This window comes from Anaeromyxobacter soli, from assembly GCF_022808855.1.
Taxonomy (GTDB): Bacteria; Myxococcota; Myxococcia; order Myxococcales; family Anaeromyxobacteraceae; genus Anaeromyxobacter; species Anaeromyxobacter soli.
The window spans coordinates 20350-38481 of sequence record NZ_JAKZLF010000020.1 but is presented as its reverse complement, the minus strand read 5'-3'; the positions used below and the strand labels follow the sequence as shown (position 1 = coordinate 38481).

Genomic DNA, 18132 nt, shown 5'->3' with positions numbered 1-18132 from the left:
CCCCGTTTTTGGCGCTGCGGCCGGGCGGACGGTGGGTGAGGCTGCAGGCCCGGAGGTGCACGATGGAGGCGATCCGCGCGGCGCGGGGGACGGGACTCTCCTGCAAGGGCTGGGTGCAGGAGGCCGCCCTGCGCATGCTGATGAACAACCTCGATCCCGAGGTGGCCGAGCGGCCCGAGGACCTCGTCGTGTACGGGGGGACCGGCAAGGCCGCGCGCGACTGGGACAGCTACCGGCGGATCGTCGCGAGCCTGCGGACCCTCGGCGACGACGAGACGCTCCTCGTCCAGAGCGGCAAGCCCGTGGGCGTCCTCGGCACGCACCCCGACGCGCCGCGCGTGCTCATCGCCAACTCGAACCTCGTCCCGCGCTTCGCCACCTGGGAGCACTTCTGGGACCTCGAGAAGCGCGGCCTCATCATGTACGGCCAGATGACCGCGGGGTCCTGGATCTACATCGGGACGCAGGGGATCCTGCAGGGCACCTACGAGACGTTCGCGCAGGCCGGGCGGACGCACTTCGGCACGGACGATCTCGCCGGCCGGCTCGTCCTCTCCGGCGGCCTCGGCGGGATGGGCGGCGCGCAGCCACTCGCGGCGACCATGCTGGGGGCGGCGTTCCTGGGCGTGGACGTGGATCCCGCGCGGATCGAGAAGCGGCTCGAGACCGGCTACCTCGACGCGCGCTCCGGAGATCTCGACGACGCGCTCCGGCGGCTCGAGGAGGCGCGCCGCGCGCGCCGGCCGCTCTCCATCGGCCTCGTGGGGAACGCCGCGACGGTCTTCGCGGAGCTCGCCCGGCGCGGGATCGCCCCGGACCTCGTCACCGACCAGACCTCGGCGCACGACCCGTTGAACGGCTACGTGCCCGCGGACGTGCCGCTCGCCGACGCGCCGGCGCTCCGGCGCCGCGATCCGCAGGGCTACGTCCGTCGCGCCCAGGAGTCGATGGCGCGGCAGGTCGAGGCGATGCTCGCCATGCGCGCCGCCGGGAGCCACGTCTTCGACTACGGCAACAACCTCCGCGCCGGCGCGCGCGAGGCCGGGCTCGCGGAGGCGTTCTCCTACCCCGGCTTCGTCCCCGCCTACATCCGGCCGATGTTCTGCGAGGGCAAGGGGCCGTTCCGGTGGGTGGCGCTCTCGGGCGACCCGGCCGACATCGCCCGCACCGACGCCGCCGTCGCCGCGCTCTTCCCGGAGAACGAGGGCCTCCGCCGCTGGCTCGACCTCGCCGCCCGCAAGGTGAAGTTCCAGGGGCTCCCGGCGCGCATCTGCTGGCTCGGCTACGGCGAGCGGGATCGGGCGGGCCTCGCGTTCAACGACCTCGTCCGGCGCGGCGAGGTGAAGGCGCCGATCGTCATCGGCCGGGACCACCTCGACTGCGGCTCGGTCGCGTCGCCGAACCGCGAGACCGAGGCCATGAAGGATGGCTCCGACGCCATCGCCGACTGGCCGATCCTGAACGCGCTCGTGAACGCGGTGAACGGCGCCTCGTGGGTGAGCTTCCACCACGGCGGTGGGGTGGGGATCGGCTGGTCCCTGCACGCCGGTCAGGTGGTGGTCGCCGACGGCACGGAGGCGGCGGGGCGCCGGGTCGAGCGAGTGCTCCGCAGCGATCCGGCGATGGGCGTGCTGCGGCACGCGGATGCGGGGTATGAGGAGGCGAGGGAGGTGGCGAGAGTACGGGGGGTGAAGATCCCCTGAGGAGGATCGGGCGCTCGACCTCGCCCTCGCCCCCGACCTCGCCCCCGACCCCGACCCGACCGATACCCCGACCTCGACCCCGACCGCCCCGCCCCCGATCGTGCCCCCTCGCAAACCGCTCCGCCCGAAGGCCTCCCTCGTCCTCCGCAACGCGGTCGTCGCCACCTGCGACGCCGGCGCCTCCGATCCTGGCCTCATCCCGGGCGCGGCCGTGGCGGTGGACGATCGGCGCATCGCCTTCGTCGGCCCGGAGCACGGGCTCGAGGCCGCGGTGGACCTCGACGGTGCGGAGGTCATCGACGCCGCCGGGGGGCTCGTCACCCCGGGGCTCGTGGACGCGCACACGCACCTCGTCTTCGCGGGCGAGCGGGCGGGCGAGTTCGCGCTGCGCTGCTCGGGCAAGAGCTACCTCTCGGTCGCGCTCTCCGGCGGCGGCATCGCGGTGACGACGCGGGCGACGCGGGCCGCGTCCGACGCCACGCTGCTCGAGACCGCGGTGGCCCGCGCCCGGCGCCTCCTCGCCCAGGGCGTCACCACCGTCGAGGTGAAGAGCGGCTACGGGCTCTCCACGGAGGACGAGCTCAGGCTCCTGCGGATCATCCACGACCTCGCGCACGCGCTGTGGGCGGAGGTGACCATCGTCCCGACCCTCCTCGCCCACGCCGTCCCGCCCGAGCGCGCGGGCGACCGGGACGCGTTCGTGCGCGAGCTGTGCGAGGTGCTCGTGCCCCGGGCGGCGCGCGAGCGGCTCGCGGAGCACGTGGACGTCTTCGCGGAGGAGGGCGCGTTCACGCTCGACGAGGCCCGCCGCATCCTGGACGCGGGCGCGCGCCACGGGCTCGTGACGCACGTGCACGCCGATCAGCTCACCGCCTCGGGCGGCGCCAGGCTCGCGGCCGAGCTCGCCTGCGCGAGCGCGGATCACCTGGAGGAGATCGACGACGAGGGGATCGCCGCCCTCGCCCGCGCCGACGTCGTGGCCGGGCTCCTCCCGCTCTCCACGCTCTTCCTCGGCTCGAGCCGCTACGCGCCGGCGCGCAAGCTCCTCTCGGCCGGCGTGCGCGTCGCGCTCGCGACGAACCTCAACCCGGGCAGCGCCATGAGCGAGAACGTCGGGCTCGCGCTCTCGCTCGCGTGCCTGCAGCTCCGGCTCAGCCCGGCGGAGGCGCTCGTCGCCTTCACCGCCGGTGGAGCGCGGGCGCTCCGGCGTCCGGACGCGGGGCGGCTCCGGCCCGGCGGCGACGCCGACCTCGTGCTGTGGGGCTGCGGCTCGCCCGAGCACCTCGCCTGGCACATGGCGGTGAACCACGCGCTCGTCGTGGTGAAGCGCGGGCGGGTCGTCCACACCGCGGCGCCGGGCGCGGCGGTCGACTGTCGCTGAGGATCGCGTGACCGGGAGACGTTCCACGTCGACGAGGAGGCCACCGCCCGTGGTCGTGCCCGCCTAGAGGACCCCATGCGGATCGGCCTCGTCTCGGACACCCACGGCCTCGTCGACCCCCGCCTCGGCGACGTCCTCCACGGGGTCGAGCTCGTCCTGCACGCGGGTGACATCGTGAAGCCGCGGATCCTGGAGGTGCTCCGGGAGATCGCGCCGGTCAAGGCGGTGCGCGGGAACAACGACGAGGGGCTGCCCGCGCTCGGGCGCCTGCCGGAGACCGCGCTCGTCGAGGTGGGCGCGCTCACGCTGCTCCTCGTGCACGACCTCGGCGCGCGCGAGCGGCCGAAGCCTCCGGCGCGCCCGCTGCTCGTCCGCCACCGGCCGGAGCTCGTGGTCCACGGACACTCGCACCGGCCGGGCGTCGCGCGCGTGGGCGACACGCTGTTCGTGAACCCGGGCAGCGCGGGGCCGCGCCGCTTCTCGCTGCCCCGCACGGCGGCCCTGCTCGAGGTGCACGGCCGGAGGGTGAGCGTCACGTTCTTCGATCTCGCCGGCGACCCGCCCGCGCTCCTCGGCGAGCCGGTCGAGGCCGCCCTGTGAGGCGCTTCCCGCCGCCGGGCCGGACGCTCCGCGCCCTCGGCCTCGACGACGCGCCGTTCGTGCGCCGGCGGCGCGGCGACGTGGGGCTCGCGGGCGTCGTCTGCGCGGGGACGCGGTTCGAGGGGCTCGTCTGGGGCCGCGTGCGCCAGGACGGCTGGAACGCGACCGACGCCGTCGCCCGGCTGCTCGTGGGCGGGAAGTTCCTCCCCCAATTGCACCTCGTCCTCCTCGACGGCCTCGGCTTCGGGGGGCTGAACCTCGTGGACCTCGAGGCGCTCGCCGCGCGCCTCGACCGGCCGTGCGTCGCGGTCATGCGCCGCCCGCCGGACCTCCCCGCGATGGAGCGCGCCATTCGCGGGCTCCCGCGCCCCGGCCGCCGCCTCGCGCTCCTCGAGCGCGCGGGGCCGGTGCACCGGCTCGGCGGGTTCGTCTTCCAGGTGCGCGGCGCGGAGCCGGCGGCCACGGCCGAGGCCCTCGCGCGGCTGACGGACCGCGGCGCCGTCCCGGAGCCGCTCCGGCTCGCGCACCTCGTCGCCGCGGCGGTGCGGCAGGGCGAGAGCGGCCGGCGCGCCTGACGCCGCCGCGCGCCTGGACGAGCGAAAGCTCGGCGGGCCGGCGGTCGGCGCGGCGCGGCGCGGCGACCCATTGGCGCGCGCGCTCGCTCGCTGCTACGTTCCGGGACCGCGATGTGCCGCCTCTTCGGCCAGCACGCCCACCCCGGCCTAGACGTCTGCGAGCCGCTCTGCAGCGCGGAGAACGCGCTCCGCTTCCAGTCGCACAAGCACCCGCACGGCTGGGGCATCGGCTGGTACGTCGACGGGGCCCCGCACGTCCGGCGCGGGATCCTCCCGGCCCACGCCGACGAGTCCTTCGTCTCCGCCGGCCGCGAGGTCCGCTCCGCGGTGGTCATCGCGCACGTGCGAGAGGCGAGCGTCGGCCCGGTGCTCCGCGAGAACACGCACCCGTTCCTGTTCGATCGCTGGCTCTTCGCCCACAACGGGACGGTGGCGCGCTACCGCGAGGTCCCCGCGGTGCGGACCGCCATCGAGGCCGAGATCGATCCCGACCTGCGCCGCGAGATCCAGGGCGACACCGACAGCGAGCGGGTCTTCTACCTCTTCGTCTCCCGCCTCCGCGCGACCGGGGAGACGCGCGCGGCGGACCTCTCCCGGGTCCGGCGCGCCCTCGCGGACACCACCGCGACCGTCCTCCGCATCGCCGACGCCGAGCCCTCCCCGAAGCCGACGTCGCTCAACCTCGTCGTCTCCGACGGCCGCCTCCTCGCGGCGTGCCGGCACGGCCGGACGCTCCACGTCACGTCCTCCGCCGCCCCGCGCCACGTCTTCGCGGTGGCGAGCGAGCCCATCGGCGCGGGCCCGTGGCAGGAGCTCCCCGAGGGCGGCTTCGTGGGGACCGAGGACGGGGCGCAGATCGAGCGCGGCGCGCTGCGAGGGTGACCCCGGGACGGGCCGGCCCCGTCCCCGCTCGCAAGCCTCGCCGCGCTCATGGAGGCGTGATCGCCCGGGCCGTCGTTCAGTCCAGCCCCGCGATCGCGAGCCCACGCGGCGTGCGGACCTCGTAGCGGAGCTCCACCACCTTCGACTCGCGGGCCCCGAGGGCGAGCTCGTGGATCCGCACGCCGGGGCGCTCGGGATCCTCCCGCGCCGGCGCGGTGCTGCCGTCGAGGATCGCCACCTTGATCCGCTCGTCGCGGCTCACCGGGACGAGGTCGAGGAGCCTCACCGCGACCGGGGTCGCGTAGCGGTTCTTCACCTCGATGCGGACGCGGTAGCGCTGCACGTCGTCCTTCGAGAGGAGCCCCGCCGTGAGCCGCTTCCGCTCGAGCACCTTGCGCTCGACCTCGATCCGATCGTCCACGCCGAAGGCGAGCTCGAGCTCGCCGCCGGGCGGGGTGAGGGCGATGGGCGCCCGGCCGACGAACTCGTCCCCCACGTAGATCCCGGCGAGGCCGGGGAGGAGCGGGAAGCCCGTCTCGTTCACCGCCTTGGCGGTGAGGAACGTCGCGGCCTCGCGGCGCGGCGCGGCGATGCGGACGAGCTCCGCGCGCAGCGGGAAGCGCTGCAGGGCGATCTTGCGGGCCTGCCCCGCCCCGTCCACCGACTCGCGCCGCGGCGCCGTGAAGGCGGCGGAGAGGAGCCCCTGCTCGACCGACGCGGCCGCGAGCTCCACGTCCTGCTCGACCTCGGCGCCACCCGGCGCGGGCGCCGGCGCGAGCGCGCCCTGCGGGGGGGCCGGGGCGCCCGCGGGCGCGCGCCGCGCCACGCCGAGGGTGTGCACGTCCCGGCGCTCCGTCAGGTAGACGGGCTCGAGCTCGGGGACGTACACGCCGCGCGCGGGCTCCGCCGTGGAGACGGCGAGCTTCACCTCGGACCAGTCCTCCCCGGTGCGCTGCCACACCGAGCCGAGGAAGGTGAGCTCCATCGTCGCCCGCTCCGGGTCGAGCCGGGCGTCCCAGATCGGCGCCCAGCCCGCGGAGCCGACCGCGTACGAGACCGCGAGCTCCAGCGCGCCGTCCCGCTCCGCCTCCAGCTCGACGCCGACCGCCTTCGTGGTCCGGGCGCGCTTCGACTGCACCTTCTCGAGCTCCGCGCGCGCCTGCGCGAGCTTCCGGGCGAGCTCGCGCCGCCCGGCCTCCGCCTTGCGCACCCGCGCGGCGGCGTCCGCGAGCTCGCGCTCGACGTGGCCGGCGAGCTCCGCCCACTCGCGCACCGAGACGCCGCGGACCGCGAGGTTCTTGGCGCGCTCCTCGGAGTAGGTCGAGCGGAGCGACTCGACGAACTTCGCGCGCGCCTGGGCGGCGCGACTCGCGTCCTCGAGCGCGCGGTCGTCGTCCTGGAGCCGCTCGATCCGCTCCTCCACCGCGCGCGCCTCCGCCGTCACCGCCGCCTGCGCGGTCACCCGCTCGACGCTCACGCCGAACACGCGTGCGCGGGCGGCGCCCTTCCCTTCCACGCGGATCGAGTCGTCGTCGAGCTCGTCCGGGAGCCCCTCCAGCACGACGCGGCTCGCGCCGGCTGGCAGCTCCACGCGGGCGACCCGGGTGACACGGGCGGACTGACGGTAGACGGTCACCGCGTCGATGCGGGACGCAGGCGAGAGCGAGGGCGCGGCGGCGGCGAGGGCGGGGACGGCGAGCGCGACGAGCGCGAGGGTGCGCATGGGGTGGGACCTCCTGCGGGTCGTAACGCGCGCGCCGGGAAAAGGATCTGACGACCGCTCGCCGATGGTATGGATCGCACCCATGGGAAAGCTCGCGAGCACGCTCCTCGTCGCCGCCGGCGCGGTCTGGACCCTCGGCACCGCCTGGTTCGCGGCGAACATCGGGATCGCGCTGTCGCGCACCGCGGACGCGCCGCTCGCGGCGAAGGCGGCCGACGCGCCGGGTGAGCGCTGGGTGCGGCTCGAGGACGTCGAGCCGCGCTGCGACACGCGCACGACGAGCAGGAGCTACACGTTCTTCCTCGCCGCGCCGAAGGGCGGCGGCGCGCAGTTCGTCGTGCAGCGCGTGGGCGACGTCCCGTGCCAGGCCGGGCCCCTGGAGGGCGGCTTCGCCCCCGGCACCTACACGCGCGACTTCCTGCAGAAGCGCTTCGGCGTGAGCCTCCCCGGCGAGGGCGAGGTCCGCATCTTCACCGAGGCGCTCTCGCCCGGCTACCTGAAGGCCGCGCTCGGGCGGATGCTGCTCTTCCTGGCGATGGGCTTCCTCGTCTTCGTCGTCGGGCTGCGCGCGATGAAGCGGGCGCGGAGCTCGACCCGCAGTTAGCGGGAGCGACCCGCGCCGGACCGGTCGAACGGCCGCGTCGCGAAGTCCGAGACGACCTCGTCGGTGTACCCGCGCACGACCTCCTCGAGCCCGCAGCCGTTCAGCGCCGCGGCGTCCGCGGCGGACATCACGCAGCGGTACCGCTCCTCGGGCCACTCGCGGCAGGCGCGGGCGAGCCCCTCGCGGTGCGCACCCGCCCACGCATCGGAGCTCGCCTTGGCGCGCTCCTCGGCCTCCGCGGTCGAGAGCTCCGGATCGCGCGCAGCCGCGAAGCGGCGCATGCCGTCCACGTAGGTCTCGAGCCCGGCGCGCAGGAGCGCGCTCACGCGATCGGCGGCGCCCTCGCAGCGGCGCGCCTCCGAGCGCGGCGCGGTGGCGCACGCGGCGAGCAGGAGCGAGACGAGCAGCGCGACGGCGCGGGTCATGCGGCCTCCGGGGGGACGGCGTCCTCGCGCGATCCTGCTCGCGCGCGGTCGCGACGGGAGGAGAAAATTGGACGTGCGACGTCGCGTGCGTACCATCGGCGTCGATGTCGCCGAGCTGCGGACGTCTCCTCGCGCTGGCCCTCCTCGCGACGGGCTGCGCCGGGGGGAAGCTCGCGGCGAGGCGCGAACCCCTGCCCCCGCCCGCCCCCGGAATCCGGGCCGGCTCCCTCACGGGAGCCGGTCCGGAGACCGGACTCCCCCGCGTGCGGACCCCCCGGGTCGCCTCCCAGGTGTCCGTCCCGCGCGCGCTCGAGTCGGCCGCGAGCCTCCTCGGCGCGAGCGCCATCGTGCTCGGCGGCGCCGACCACGGCGACGGCTGCGACGCGCTCGTCCGGGCCGCCCTGGCCGAGGGCGGCATCGCCGTCGCCGAGGGCGACGCGAGCGCCCTCCACGCTGCGGCCAGGGCCGGGGCCGGGGTCCGGCGCGGCAAGGCCCTGCCGGGCGATCTCGTGTTCCTCTCCGATCGCCCCGGCGGTCCGGTCGAGCACGTCGGCCTCGTCGAGCGCGCGGGCGCCGACGGCACGGTCGTCTTCCTGCACCGGACGGCGCGCGGCGTCGCGCGGCTGCACCTCAACGCGTCGAGCCCGTGGAAGGCGCGCACCGAGGCCGGCAAGGCGCTGAACGACGTGCTCATCGTCGGTGCCGGGCGCGTCACCACCGGACGGCTGCTCGTGGGCTACGCGACGCCCCGGTGAGCGCCCGCGCGCCTCGCTCGCCGGGAGCGAAGCACGAGCCCGACCCTCATCGCTCGAACGCGATCCGGCCCCCGACCATCGTGTGCGTCACCGGGAGCGCGGGCAGCGCGCTCGCCGGCACGGCGAGCACGTCGCCCGCGAACGCGGTGAGATCCGCGTCGTAGCCCTCGCGGATCATCCCCCGGCGCCCCTCCGCGAACGCCGCGTACGCCGCGCCCGCGGTGAACGCCCGCAGCGCCTCCTCGCGCCGGAGCCGCTCCTCCGGCAGGAAGGGCGCGGCCGCGCCCGAGGCGAGGCGCGTCTCGGCCGCGGCGAGGCCGGGCCGCACGTCGGGGCTCTCGATGGGGAAGTCCGAGCCGAACGCGAGCGGCACGCCGGCGCGCAGCACGGAGCGCCAGGCGTAGGCGCCAGCGAGCCGCGCGCTGCCGGCGCCGAGCCGGGCCGGGACCCAGGGCGCGTCGCTCGTGGCGTGAGAGGGCTGCATCGAGGCGACGACGCCGGCCGCCGCGAGCCGCGGGAGGTCGGCGAGCCGGACGATCTGGAGGTGCTCGATCCGGGGCCGAAGCGCGCGCACCGCGCCGCGCTCGCCCGCGCCCTCGATGGCCGAGATCGTCTCGGCGATGCCGCGGTCGCCGATGGCGTGGATGGCGGGCTGGAAGCCGGCCTGGACGACCGCGCGGACCTTCTCGCGCAGGAGGTCGGGAGCCGTGAGGAACAGCCCGCGGTTGCCGGGATCGTCCGAGTAGTCCTCGTGCAGCGCCGCCCCCCGGCTGCCGAGCGCGCCGTCCGCGTAGATCTTCACCGCGCGCACCGTGAGCCGCCCCACCTCCGGCGACGCCTTCCAGCGCGCCATCCGGGCGGTGAGGTCCGCCGGGGTCCCCTCTCCCTCGATCATCGCGTAGACGCGGAGCGGGAGCCGATCCTCGGCCGCGAGGCGGCGATAGACGTCGAGCACCTCGGGCGTCACGCCCGCGTCGTGCGCGGCGGTGATGCCGAGCCGGACGAGCGCGTCCATCCCGCGCCGGAGCGCCTCCTCGATCTCGGCGGGCGACGGCGCGGGGATCCGCTTCAGCACGAGGTCCATCGCGGCGTCCACGAGGACGCCCGTGGGGCGGCCGCGCGCGTCGCGGACGAGCTTCCCTCCCGGCGGGTCCTGCGTGTCCGGCCCGATCCCGGCGGCGGCGAGCGCGGCCGCGTTCGCCCAGCCGGCGTGGCCGTCGACGCGGACGAGGAAGACCGGGTGGTCCGGCACGGCGCGCGAGAGCCGCGCCTCGGTCGGGAACGCCTGCCCCGGCCAGCGGTTCTGGTCCCACCCCCGGCCGCGGATCCAGCTCCCCTCCGGCAGCGCGCGCGCCCGCTCCGCCGTGCGGGCGACGCACGCGTCCTCGGTCGGGAGGCCGGTGCAGCTCACCTCGAGCTCGGCGCGGCCGAGCCCCATCACGTGCCCGTGCGCGTCCACGAGCCCCGGCACCGCGCTCCCGACCTCGATCCGCCGTGCGCCCGGAGCGGCGCGGGCCGCGCAGGCCTCCACCGTGCCGACGCAGGCGAAGCGCCCGTCGCGCACGAGCGCGGCCTGCGCCACGGGGCGGGCCGGATCCAGGGTGTGGAGGAGGCCGATGACGAGGAGCTCGGGGGCGGAGGCCATGCCCCCGGCTCTCTAAGCGATCGATCTCGATCGGGCAACGAACAAGGTCGGCAGCCGGCGCGAACCGAAGAGCGTCGCTCAGGCGGCGCGCACCCCGGGCGGCGGCGCCACCCGCTCGGTGCGCTCCCACGTGGCGCGCTGCGTGCCGCGCACGAAGCGCCAGAGCCCGACCGCGAGCGCCGCGTTCATCGTGACGAAGTAGTGCGCGAGCGACGCCACGCGCCCGAGCCTCCCCGCCGCCACGCGCGGGCCCGCGAGCGCGAGCCCGTAGAAGAGGAGCTGGCCGAGGAGCAGGGCGCGATACAGCCAGGCGCCGGGCTGCGCGGCGAGCGGCACGCTCAGCACGAGGGCCAGCGCGAGGAGGAACGGGGTCGTCCAGCGCAGGAGCTTGTGGGACACGAACGAGAAGAACAGGAACCCGGTGCGCGGGTCGAGCAGGTCCGGCACGCGCGCGAGGGCCTGCCAGTCCCCCGCGCCGATGCGAGCCCGCCGCACGAACTCGCGCCCGGCGTCCTCGGTCGTCTCCTCGTGCGCGACGGCGTCGGGCTCGTAGGGCACCTTCCACCCGCGCACCGCGATGCGCACCGGGATGACGAAGTCCTCGACGATCGTGTCGGGGCGGATGGGGCTGAACAGGATGCGGCGGATCGCGTACAGGCCGCCGTTCGCGCCCAGCACCGCGCCGTGCTTGCCCTCGTAGTACTTGAGGACCGTCTCGTACTTCCAGTAGAGGCTCTCCTCGAACTCGGCGCGGGTCGGGTTGTAGAGGCGCAGCCGCCCGACCACGGCCCCCACGGCGGGATCGCGGAAGCGCCGAACGAGCGCGCGCAGCGCGCCCGGCTCGAGCATCACGTTCGCGTCGGTGAGGACGACGAGGTCGCCTCGCGCCCCGGGGACGAGCTTCGAGATCGCGGCGGACTTGCCGGCGCGCGGCGTGAGCTCGTGGACGGTCACGCGGTCCCCGCCGGCCGCGCGCGCGATCTCCGCGGTGCGATCGGTGCAGCCGTCGCAGCCCACCACGATCTCGAGCCGGTCCGGCGGGTAGTCGAGCGCGAGGCAGTTCTCGATCTTGTGCCGGATGACCGTCTCCTCGTCGAACGCCGAGAAGACGATCGACACGCGCGGCCAGGCGTCGGCCTCGCGCCGCGCGCGCCGGTCCTCGCCGCCCGCGACGAAGCGCAGCGCCGACAGCGCATCGCGCACGCCGTCCCAGACGAGGAGGACGAGGAAGTAGCCGAGATAGCTGAACGCGACGAGACCGAGGCACAGCCAGAGGAGGGACGCCATCGAGCGTGGACTGGAGCAACCTGCGCGCCACGCCCGCCGGCCTCCTCGGGGCCCTAGCCCCCGCCGATCGGCTCGTCCTGCACGGCTGGCTCGCGCGCGGGGTGACGCGAGCCCTCGGTCGCTAGGGGGGGCGCGACCTGGGGCATTCCGGACGCCGGGGCGACGTCGGGGATGCTCGCGGGCGTGAGTGCGCTCGGCGCCAGCCCCCGCGCGGTCGAGGCGTTGCCTCCCAGGGAGGACGCGGGTGCCGCGGTCGCGCCCTCCAGGGCGGCAGGGGCCTGCGCGGCGCTCGCCCCCACGGCCGCAGCTCCGGCCGGCGCCGCCATCGGGGGTCGCTGGGCAATCGACTTCCTCGCCGGTGGCGTGCCGTTCCCAGGCGGTGGCTCCGCAGGCGACGCGGCGGGCGGCGGCGCGGTGGGCGGCGGCGGGGCCGGCGGCCGCGCGGAGAGCGCTTCTCCGCCGGCCTCGTGGCCCGCAGGCCGGGCGTTCGCGGCCCCTTCCGCGCGCGCGCTCGCCGCGCTGGAGGCGGCCCAGCGGCCGCGGACGAAGAGGAAGCCGCCGGCGCCGAGCGCGAGGAGGCCGACCGCCGCCGCGGGCAGGAGCCAGCGCATCCGCGCGCTCCAGCGGAGCCGCGACTCGAAGGCGCCGACCGTGTCGCGGCGCAGGACGGGGTGAGCGCGGACGGAGGTCGGGCCTGGCGTGGGCCGGTAGACGGCAGGAGGGCCGGCGCGCACGTACCGGGGCTCGGGCGTGGGCGCGCGAGGCCGGGAGCCGTCGGCGCGCGGCGAGGGCGCCGTCGGCGGGACGTCGCCGATGGCGACGGCGTCAGGCGTCCGCGGATCGAGCGGGGCGCCCGAGGCGGGCGCGACGGCGATCTCGAGCTCGGCAGGAGTGAACGTGGGGCTGCTCGAGGGCGCTCGTGGCCCGGCGGACTCGGCCGGCGCGGGAGGCCGCGCCGTGAACACGTGATCGCAGCGGGTGCACTGGACCTGGGATCCGTCGGGCGCGAGCAGCGTCTCGTCCAGCTCGTACAGCGTCGAGCAGCGTTCACAGCGAATGACCAAAGCGAATCCTCCCGTCCCTGCGGCGCGGGACAGGGTACTCCACCTCCCGGGCAGGTCGCTACGGCTCCACGACGAGCGCCTCGCGCGCCTGGGCGAGCCGCTTCGGTCCGACCCCGCGCACGCGCAGGAGCGACTCGACGTCCGGGAACGGCCCGTTCCGCTCCCGGTCGGCGACCACCTCGGCGCCGAGGCGCCGGGACAGGCCCGGGACGAAGGCGAGCTCGCGTGCCGAGGCGCGGTTCGGATCCACCCGGAGCCCGAGCGCGAGCCGCTCGTCGGAGGCGAGCGGCCGAACCGGGCCGGGGTCCGTCTCGCAGCCCACCCAGTGCCGCGGGAACCGGCCGCGGCCGGAGGGCGCGCACGGCGCGGGAGCATCGGGGGTCTCGAGGATCCCGCGCACCGGCGCGGCCGCGAGCGTGGCGACGAGGGCGAGGAGCAGGGCGATCCGGCGGGCCATGTGGCGCGGCCGAGCAAGAGCCGCGCCGATGTGTGGTCCACGCGCACCCACCCTGCCCCGGGCGCCTGGACGCCACGCAGGGGGCGTCCGCCGCTCCTCGCCGGGACAACCGTGCGTCGCCCGTGTAGGGAAGCCGTCCATGAGCCACGGCACGAACGGCGGGGTACGCCAGCACGTCCTCCTCGACGGCGACACCCTCACGCTGGAGGAGGTCCAGGCGGTCGCCCTCGGGCGAGCGCGAGCGGAGCTCTCCCCCGACGCGCGCCAGCGGGTCCGGCGCTCGCGCGCGCTCGTCGAGGCGCGGCTCGAGGACGGCGAGCCGCACTACGGCATCAACACCGGGTTCGGGACGCTCGCGGAGGTGCGCATCGAGCGCGCCGACCTCGAGCGGCTCCAGCGCAACCTCGTCCTCTCCCACGCGGCCGGCGTCGGGGCGCCGCTCCCGCTCGTCGAGGCGCGGGCCCTCATGCTGCTCCGCGCGAACGTGCTCGCGAAGGGCGTCTCCGGGATCCGCGAGGAGACGCTCGACCTGCTCCTCGCGCTCCTCGACCGCGGCGTCGCGCCGGTCGTGCCGGAGCGCGGCTCGGTGGGCGCGTCCGGCGACCTCGCGCCGCTCGCGCACCTCGCGCTCCTGCTCATCGGCGAGGGGGAAGCTCTTGTTGCTGGGGGGCGCGATGACGCTGCGTCCCCCAGCAAGATGGAGCGCATGCCCTCGCGCGAGGCGCTGCGCCGGGTGGGGCTCGCGCCGGCCGTGCTGCAGCCGAAGGAGGGCCTCGCGCTCGTGAACGGGACGCAGGCGATGGCGGCCCTGGGGACGCTCGCGGTGCTCCGTGCCGAGCGGCTCGCGGCGCTCGCCGACCTCGCCGGCGCCATGACGCTCGAGGGGCTCCTCGGCTCGCACCGGCCCTTCGCGCCCGAGATCCAGGCGGTGCGCGGCCAGCCGGGCCAGATCGCGGCGGCGGCGCGGCTGCGCGAGCTGCTCGCGGGGTCGGAGCTCAACGCCTCTCACCAGGGGCCGGGCTGCCACAAGGTGCAGGATCCCTACTCCCTCCGGTGCATGCCGCAGGTGCACGGCGCGGCGCGCGACGGGATCGGCTTCTGCCGCGCCACGCTCGCCGCCGAGGTGAACGCGGCGACGGACAACCCGCTCGTGTTCCCGGAGACGGGCGAGATCGTCTCGGGCGGCAACTTCCACGGCCAGCCGGTCGCGCTCGCGCTCGACGTCCTCGCGGTGGCCTCCTCGCACCTCGCGGCGATCTCCGAGCGGCGCGTGGAGCAGCTCGTGAACCCCTCGCTCTCGGGGCTGCCGCCCTTCCTCGCGCCGCAGCACGGCCTCAACTCCGGGTTCATGATCGCCCAGGTCACGAGCGCCGCGCTCGTCTCGGAGAACAAGGTCCTCAGCCACCCCGCCTCGGTGGACTCGATCCCGTCGTCGGCGGGACGCGAGGATCACGTCTCGATGGGGATGACCGCGGCCCTCAAGGCGAGGCAGGTCCTCGAGAACGTGCGGACCTGCCTCGCGATCGAGCTGCTCGTGGCGGCGCAGGCGATCGACCTGCGGGCACCGCTTCGACCTGCCGTGAAGGTCGCGGAGGCGCACCGCCGGATCCGGGCCGTCGTCCCGCGCCTCGACGAGGACCGCGAGCTGCACCGCGACATCGAGGCGGTCTGCCGGCTCGTGGACGACGGCCAGCTGGACCTCTGAGCGGCCCCCCACTCGCAGCGAGGGGACGCACCCGCACGCGGCGCGTCCCCTCGCGGATCCCTGCTCGGCAGGACGGGGTCCCTACTTCCGCCCCTCGCCGCCCGGCGCGGTCGTGCCGCCCGGGGTCGAGGCCCCCGGCGCCGGCGCCGACGGCGTCCCGCTCGGCGTGGTCGTCGAGCCGGGCGGCGTCGAGCTCCCCGGCGGAGGCGTGAGGTCCACGCCCTTCCCGCTCCGGGCGTCGCCGCTCGCGCGGACCTCGATCCGCTTCGCGACCGAGACGCCGGCCTTCGGGTCGAACGACACGCGGACCTGATCGCCGCGCTTCAGCTGCGCCACGCTCTTGCGCCCTTCGCCCCGCACCTCGGTCCTGGCGGTGACCTGGATGTCGCGCATCCCGTCGGGCGCCTGGATCGTGAGCCTGTCCTTCCCGGTGCTCACGATCTCCCCGCTGAGGGTCGCCTGCTCCGCGCGCGCGTGCGGCTGCGTCACGCTCGCGCCCTCCTCCTGCTGCGGGGTCTTCGGCGTCTTGCGCTTCTCGTCCCCCGCCTGTCGCGCGCTGCCTCCCGCCTCCACACCGGACGGCGTGCCGTAGCCGTACCCCTTCATGTGCTTGGGCTCGGCCTCCTGCGTGTCCGCCCCCTTCGCTCCCTGCGCCTTCTCCTCTCCCTGCTGCTCCTGCTGCTTCGCCTCGGACTTCTGCTGCGACTCCTGCGACTTCGTCTCCTGCGCCGCCGCAGGCCCGGCAAGCAGCACCGCCGCGAGCGCGATCGTCCCGAGCTGCATGACCTCTCCTCCCTTCCCGGAAAGATGACGACCGGCGGCGCGCGCCGCTCGCCCGCTCGGCGGGCGACCGCTCCCCCGGACCGTCGCGGCGCGAGTCCAGGCCGGCCCGTCAGGCCCGCTCGCCTCCCGGCGCGAGCGGGTTCGCGCCCGCCCGCAGGAACCCGCGCTCGCCCGTGAGGAGGTCGAGCACGAGCGTCGCGGCGTCGTCTGCCACCGCGTCCGCGCTGTGCGCCTCGGCGAGATCGAAGACCTTCAGGTAGGCGTGGCAGTGATCGCAGGCCTCGGCGGCGACGCCGCGCGGGCCGCCCTCGACCTCGAGGTACGAGAGCCCGCCCGCCTCGCGGCAGACGGGGCACTGCGCGCGCGGCACGTGCCACTCGGCGCTGCAGAGGCCGCACACGACGTAGCGCACGCGGGCGTCGCCGAGGACGACGCTCGCCACGGGAGCGCCGCCGCAGACCGGGCAGGCGGCCCCGGCCGGCGCGGGGGTGGCCGGCTCGAGCGCCGCGGCGAGCCGGGTGAGGTGCGCCTGGAGGGCGGCGCCCACGAACGGCGCGGCGGCGAGGTCGGCCGGCGCGCCGGCGAGCACGTCGTCGGCGAGCGCCTCGAGCGCGTCGGGCGAAGCGGCCTCGAGCCGCGCGACGGCGGCGGACGCCGCGGCCGGGAGGGCGCCGCCGCGCGCCGCGGCGAGCACGGCGGCGAGCATCGCGCGCCAGGCGGGATCGCGCCGCGCGGCGGCCTGCGCGAGCGGCGGGCCGTCGCCGCCGGGGCGAGGCATCACGCCCGAGGGGACCGCTCGCACCGCCCGGTCCTGTCCGCGCGCGAGCCGCGCGAGGAAGCGGAGCCAGTCGCCCGCGGCGTGGCCGCTCGCGAGCGCCTCGAGCCGCTCGGCCCGGGCGCGGAAGAGGAGCGGAGGCTCCGGCAACCGGAGCGGCGGCGGCGCGTCGCCCGGCGTGATCGGGAGCGCGGCGGGGCTCAACGCACGGTCTCCCGGCCGCGCGCGACCCTGTCGTACCAGCCCGGGTGGTGGTAGCGGGCCCAGCGGCGGGTGACCCAGCCCTGCGTCATCGCCCGCATCGACCCGCGCGTCCAGACGGCCGCGTAGATGTGGATGCCGATCCCGACGAACATGATGAACGCGAAGATCGCGTGGATCACCGACGCGATGCGGCGGCCGAGGAGCGGGATCGACGGCGCGATGTACGGGCGCCAGATGAAGATCCCCGTCACGAGCAGGCCGACCACCATCGCGACCATCGACCAGTACATCGCCTTCTGCCCGGCGTTGTACTTGCCCTCGACGCGCGCCTCCTCGCGGCCGTTCATGTACGCGAACATCCGGCGGAGCCACTGCCGGTCGGCCGGGGAGAACAGGTTCTCGCGCCAGAGCCGCGCCGCGTAGGCGAAGAACAGGATCGCGAGCGCGACCCCGATGAACGGGTGCAGGATCCGCATGAACGTCGGCGTCCCGAACCAGAGCGAGATCCAGTAGAAGAACGGGTGGAACAGCGCGAGGCCGGAGAGGAACAGCACGACGTAGGCGAGCGCCACGGCCCAGTGCGTGAGCCGCTCGCCGGTGGAGTAGCGCTGCACCGCGTCGGGCGGCCGCGTGGTCGCGAACTCGTGCTGCGTGCCCGGATGCATCTCGGTCGCCATGGCCTACTCCCCCTCGCGCGGCGGCCGAGCGTCCGGATCGACCGGCCCGACCTTCATCCAGTGGAAGAACCCGGCCACGACGACCGAGACCATCGTGAGCACCCCGAGCGTCCGGGCGAACCCGCTGCGCCAGAGCGAGACGAGGGGCGAGATGCTTGCCTCGCGCGGCATCCGGTACAGCGCCGGGTCGCCGTGGGGCATCACGTAGACGACGTGCGTGCCGCTCACGCCCGGCGGGTCGTAGACCGCCGCCTTGTCGAAGCCGCGCTCCTTCAGGTCCACGAGCCGAGCATTCGCGATGTCGATCATGTCCTGCTTCGCCCCGAAGCTGAGCGCCTGGGTCGGGCAGGTCTTGATGCAGGCCGGCTCGAGCCCGACCGCCACGCGATCCGAGCAGAGCGTGCACTTGTAGGCCTTGCCGTCCCTGACCCCGTAGCGCGGGATGTTGAAGGGACAGCCGGTCTGGCAGTAGCCGCAGCCGATGCAGTTGTCCTGCTGGAAGTCGACGATGCCGTTCGAGTACTGCACGATCGCGCCGGGCGCCGGACACGCCTTGAGGCAGCCGGGGTCCGCGCAGTGGAGGCAGCCGTCCTTCACGATGAGCCACTGCAGGCCCTTGTCGGCGATCTCCTCCTCGTAGAAGCGCATCACCGTCCACGTGCGGTCGGTGAGGTCGATGGGGTTGTCGTACGAGCCTCCCAGCTGGCCGACGTCGTCGCGGAGGTCGTTCCACTCCATGCACGCGGCCTGGCAGGCCTTGCAGCCGATGCAGCGCGAGATGTCGATGAGCTTCGCGACCTCGAGGCGCTCCCGTACGTCGGGGGCCCGGGTCTGGCTCGCTGAGCGGCGGCGGATGTCGAGCGATTCGAGCGCCATGGCCGCCTCCT

The 18132-nt window shown here is 75.8% G+C and carries 18 protein-coding genes; 8 read left to right on the top strand and 10 right to left on the bottom strand.

The genetic code is table 11. The features are described from left to right. Positions 1-62 precede the first annotated feature (62 nt). The 5 genes from hutU (at position 63) to MLV88_RS14445 (ending at position 5141) form a co-directional block, all read left to right on the top strand. A complete protein-coding gene (hutU, locus tag MLV88_RS14465) occupies positions 63-1703 on the top strand; it encodes a urocanate hydratase (RefSeq protein ID WP_242339505.1) in 1641 nt (546 codons plus the stop codon). A gap of 100 nt (positions 1704-1803) precedes the next feature. Next, on the top strand, positions 1804-3084 hold the full coding sequence (gene hutI / locus MLV88_RS14460) for an imidazolonepropionase (RefSeq protein WP_242339503.1): 1281 nt from the start codon (positions 1804-1806) through the stop codon (positions 3082-3084). A gap of 75 nt (positions 3085-3159) precedes the next feature. Continuing rightward, positions 3160-3684 (top strand): metallophosphoesterase family protein, encoded by a 525-nt coding sequence (locus tag MLV88_RS14455; RefSeq protein ID WP_242339501.1) that lies wholly within the window; start codon positions 3160-3162, stop codon positions 3682-3684. Beyond that, complete coding sequence (locus MLV88_RS14450) at positions 3681-4259, top strand: endonuclease dU (protein WP_242339499.1); 579 nt, start codon at positions 3681-3683, stop codon at positions 4257-4259. The genes MLV88_RS14455 and MLV88_RS14450 overlap by 4 nt, the downstream gene beginning before the upstream one ends. 111 nt (positions 4260-4370) lie before the next feature. Further along, complete coding sequence (locus MLV88_RS14445; RefSeq protein WP_242339497.1) at positions 4371-5141, top strand: class II glutamine amidotransferase; 771 nt, start codon at positions 4371-4373, stop codon at positions 5139-5141. A 76-nt stretch (positions 5142-5217) separates the two neighbouring features. On the opposite strand, the gene MLV88_RS14440 is transcribed toward MLV88_RS14445, so the two are convergent. After that, positions 5218-6864: a mucoidy inhibitor MuiA family protein gene (locus MLV88_RS14440; RefSeq protein WP_243337809.1), complete on the bottom strand. Its 1647-nt coding sequence runs from the start codon at positions 6862-6864 to the stop codon at positions 5218-5220. Positions 6865-6946: 82 nt separating this feature from the next. Between MLV88_RS14440 and MLV88_RS14435 the strand changes: the two genes are divergently transcribed. Beyond that, entirely contained in the window at positions 6947-7468 is a 522-nt protein-coding gene (locus MLV88_RS14435) for a hypothetical protein (protein ID WP_242339493.1), read from the top strand. Here MLV88_RS14435 and MLV88_RS14430 read toward each other — a convergent pair. Beyond that, on the bottom strand, positions 7465-7893 hold the full coding sequence (locus MLV88_RS14430) for a hypothetical protein (RefSeq protein WP_242339491.1): 429 nt from the start codon (positions 7891-7893) through the stop codon (positions 7465-7467). The genes MLV88_RS14435 and MLV88_RS14430 overlap by 4 nt on opposite strands. A gap of 263 nt (positions 7894-8156) precedes the next feature. Here MLV88_RS14430 and MLV88_RS14425 point away from each other — a divergent pair, with 263 nt between their 5' ends. Next, positions 8157-8648 carry an NlpC/P60 family protein gene (locus MLV88_RS14425; RefSeq protein WP_242339489.1) on the top strand — a complete coding sequence of 164 codons (492 nt, stop codon included), beginning with the start codon at positions 8157-8159 and terminating at the stop codon, positions 8646-8648. Positions 8649-8694: 46 nt separating this feature from the next. Here MLV88_RS14425 and MLV88_RS14420 read toward each other — a convergent pair whose 3' ends face one another. From MLV88_RS14420 to MLV88_RS14405, 4 genes are all read right to left on the bottom strand, one after another. After that, a complete protein-coding gene (locus MLV88_RS14420) occupies positions 8695-10293 on the bottom strand; it encodes an amidohydrolase (protein WP_242339487.1) in 1599 nt (532 codons plus the stop codon). A gap of 78 nt (positions 10294-10371) precedes the next feature. Continuing rightward, complete coding sequence (locus tag MLV88_RS14415; protein ID WP_242339485.1) at positions 10372-11580, bottom strand: glycosyltransferase family 2 protein; 1209 nt, start codon at positions 11578-11580, stop codon at positions 10372-10374. A gap of 53 nt (positions 11581-11633) precedes the next feature. Then, positions 11634-12644 carry a zinc-ribbon domain-containing protein gene (locus tag MLV88_RS14410; RefSeq protein WP_242339483.1) on the bottom strand — a complete coding sequence of 337 codons (1011 nt, stop codon included), beginning with the start codon at positions 12642-12644 and terminating at the stop codon, positions 11634-11636. Positions 12645-12702: 58 nt separating this feature from the next. Continuing rightward, a complete protein-coding gene (locus MLV88_RS14405) occupies positions 12703-13101 on the bottom strand; it encodes a helix-hairpin-helix domain-containing protein (RefSeq protein ID WP_242339481.1) in 399 nt (132 codons plus the stop codon). 139 nt (positions 13102-13240) lie between these two features. On the opposite strand from MLV88_RS14405, the gene hutH reads away from it, so the two are divergent. After that, positions 13241-14806, top strand: a complete 1566-nt coding sequence (gene hutH, locus MLV88_RS14400) for a histidine ammonia-lyase (protein ID WP_242339479.1) — start codon at positions 13241-13243, stop codon at positions 14804-14806. A gap of 81 nt (positions 14807-14887) precedes the next feature. Here hutH and MLV88_RS14395 read toward each other — a convergent pair whose 3' ends face one another. From MLV88_RS14395 to fdxH, 4 genes are all read right to left on the bottom strand, one after another. Continuing rightward, positions 14888-15589, bottom strand: coding sequence for a DUF5666 domain-containing protein (locus MLV88_RS14395; RefSeq protein WP_242339477.1), 702 nt, complete (start codon positions 15587-15589; stop codon positions 14888-14890). 109 nt (positions 15590-15698) lie between these two features. After that, positions 15699-16568 carry a formate dehydrogenase accessory protein FdhE gene (fdhE, locus tag MLV88_RS14390; protein ID WP_243337806.1) on the bottom strand — a complete coding sequence of 290 codons (870 nt, stop codon included), beginning with the start codon at positions 16566-16568 and terminating at the stop codon, positions 15699-15701. Continuing rightward, on the bottom strand, positions 16565-17245 hold the full coding sequence (locus MLV88_RS14385; RefSeq protein WP_242341065.1) for a formate dehydrogenase subunit gamma: 681 nt from the start codon (positions 17243-17245) through the stop codon (positions 16565-16567). Before MLV88_RS14385 ends, fdhE begins: the two co-directional genes overlap by 4 nt. A gap of 3 nt (positions 17246-17248) precedes the next feature. Continuing rightward, positions 17249-18121, bottom strand: coding sequence for a formate dehydrogenase subunit beta (gene fdxH / locus MLV88_RS14380; RefSeq protein WP_242341064.1), 873 nt, complete (start codon positions 18119-18121; stop codon positions 17249-17251). Positions 18122-18132: the final 11 nt, after the last annotated feature.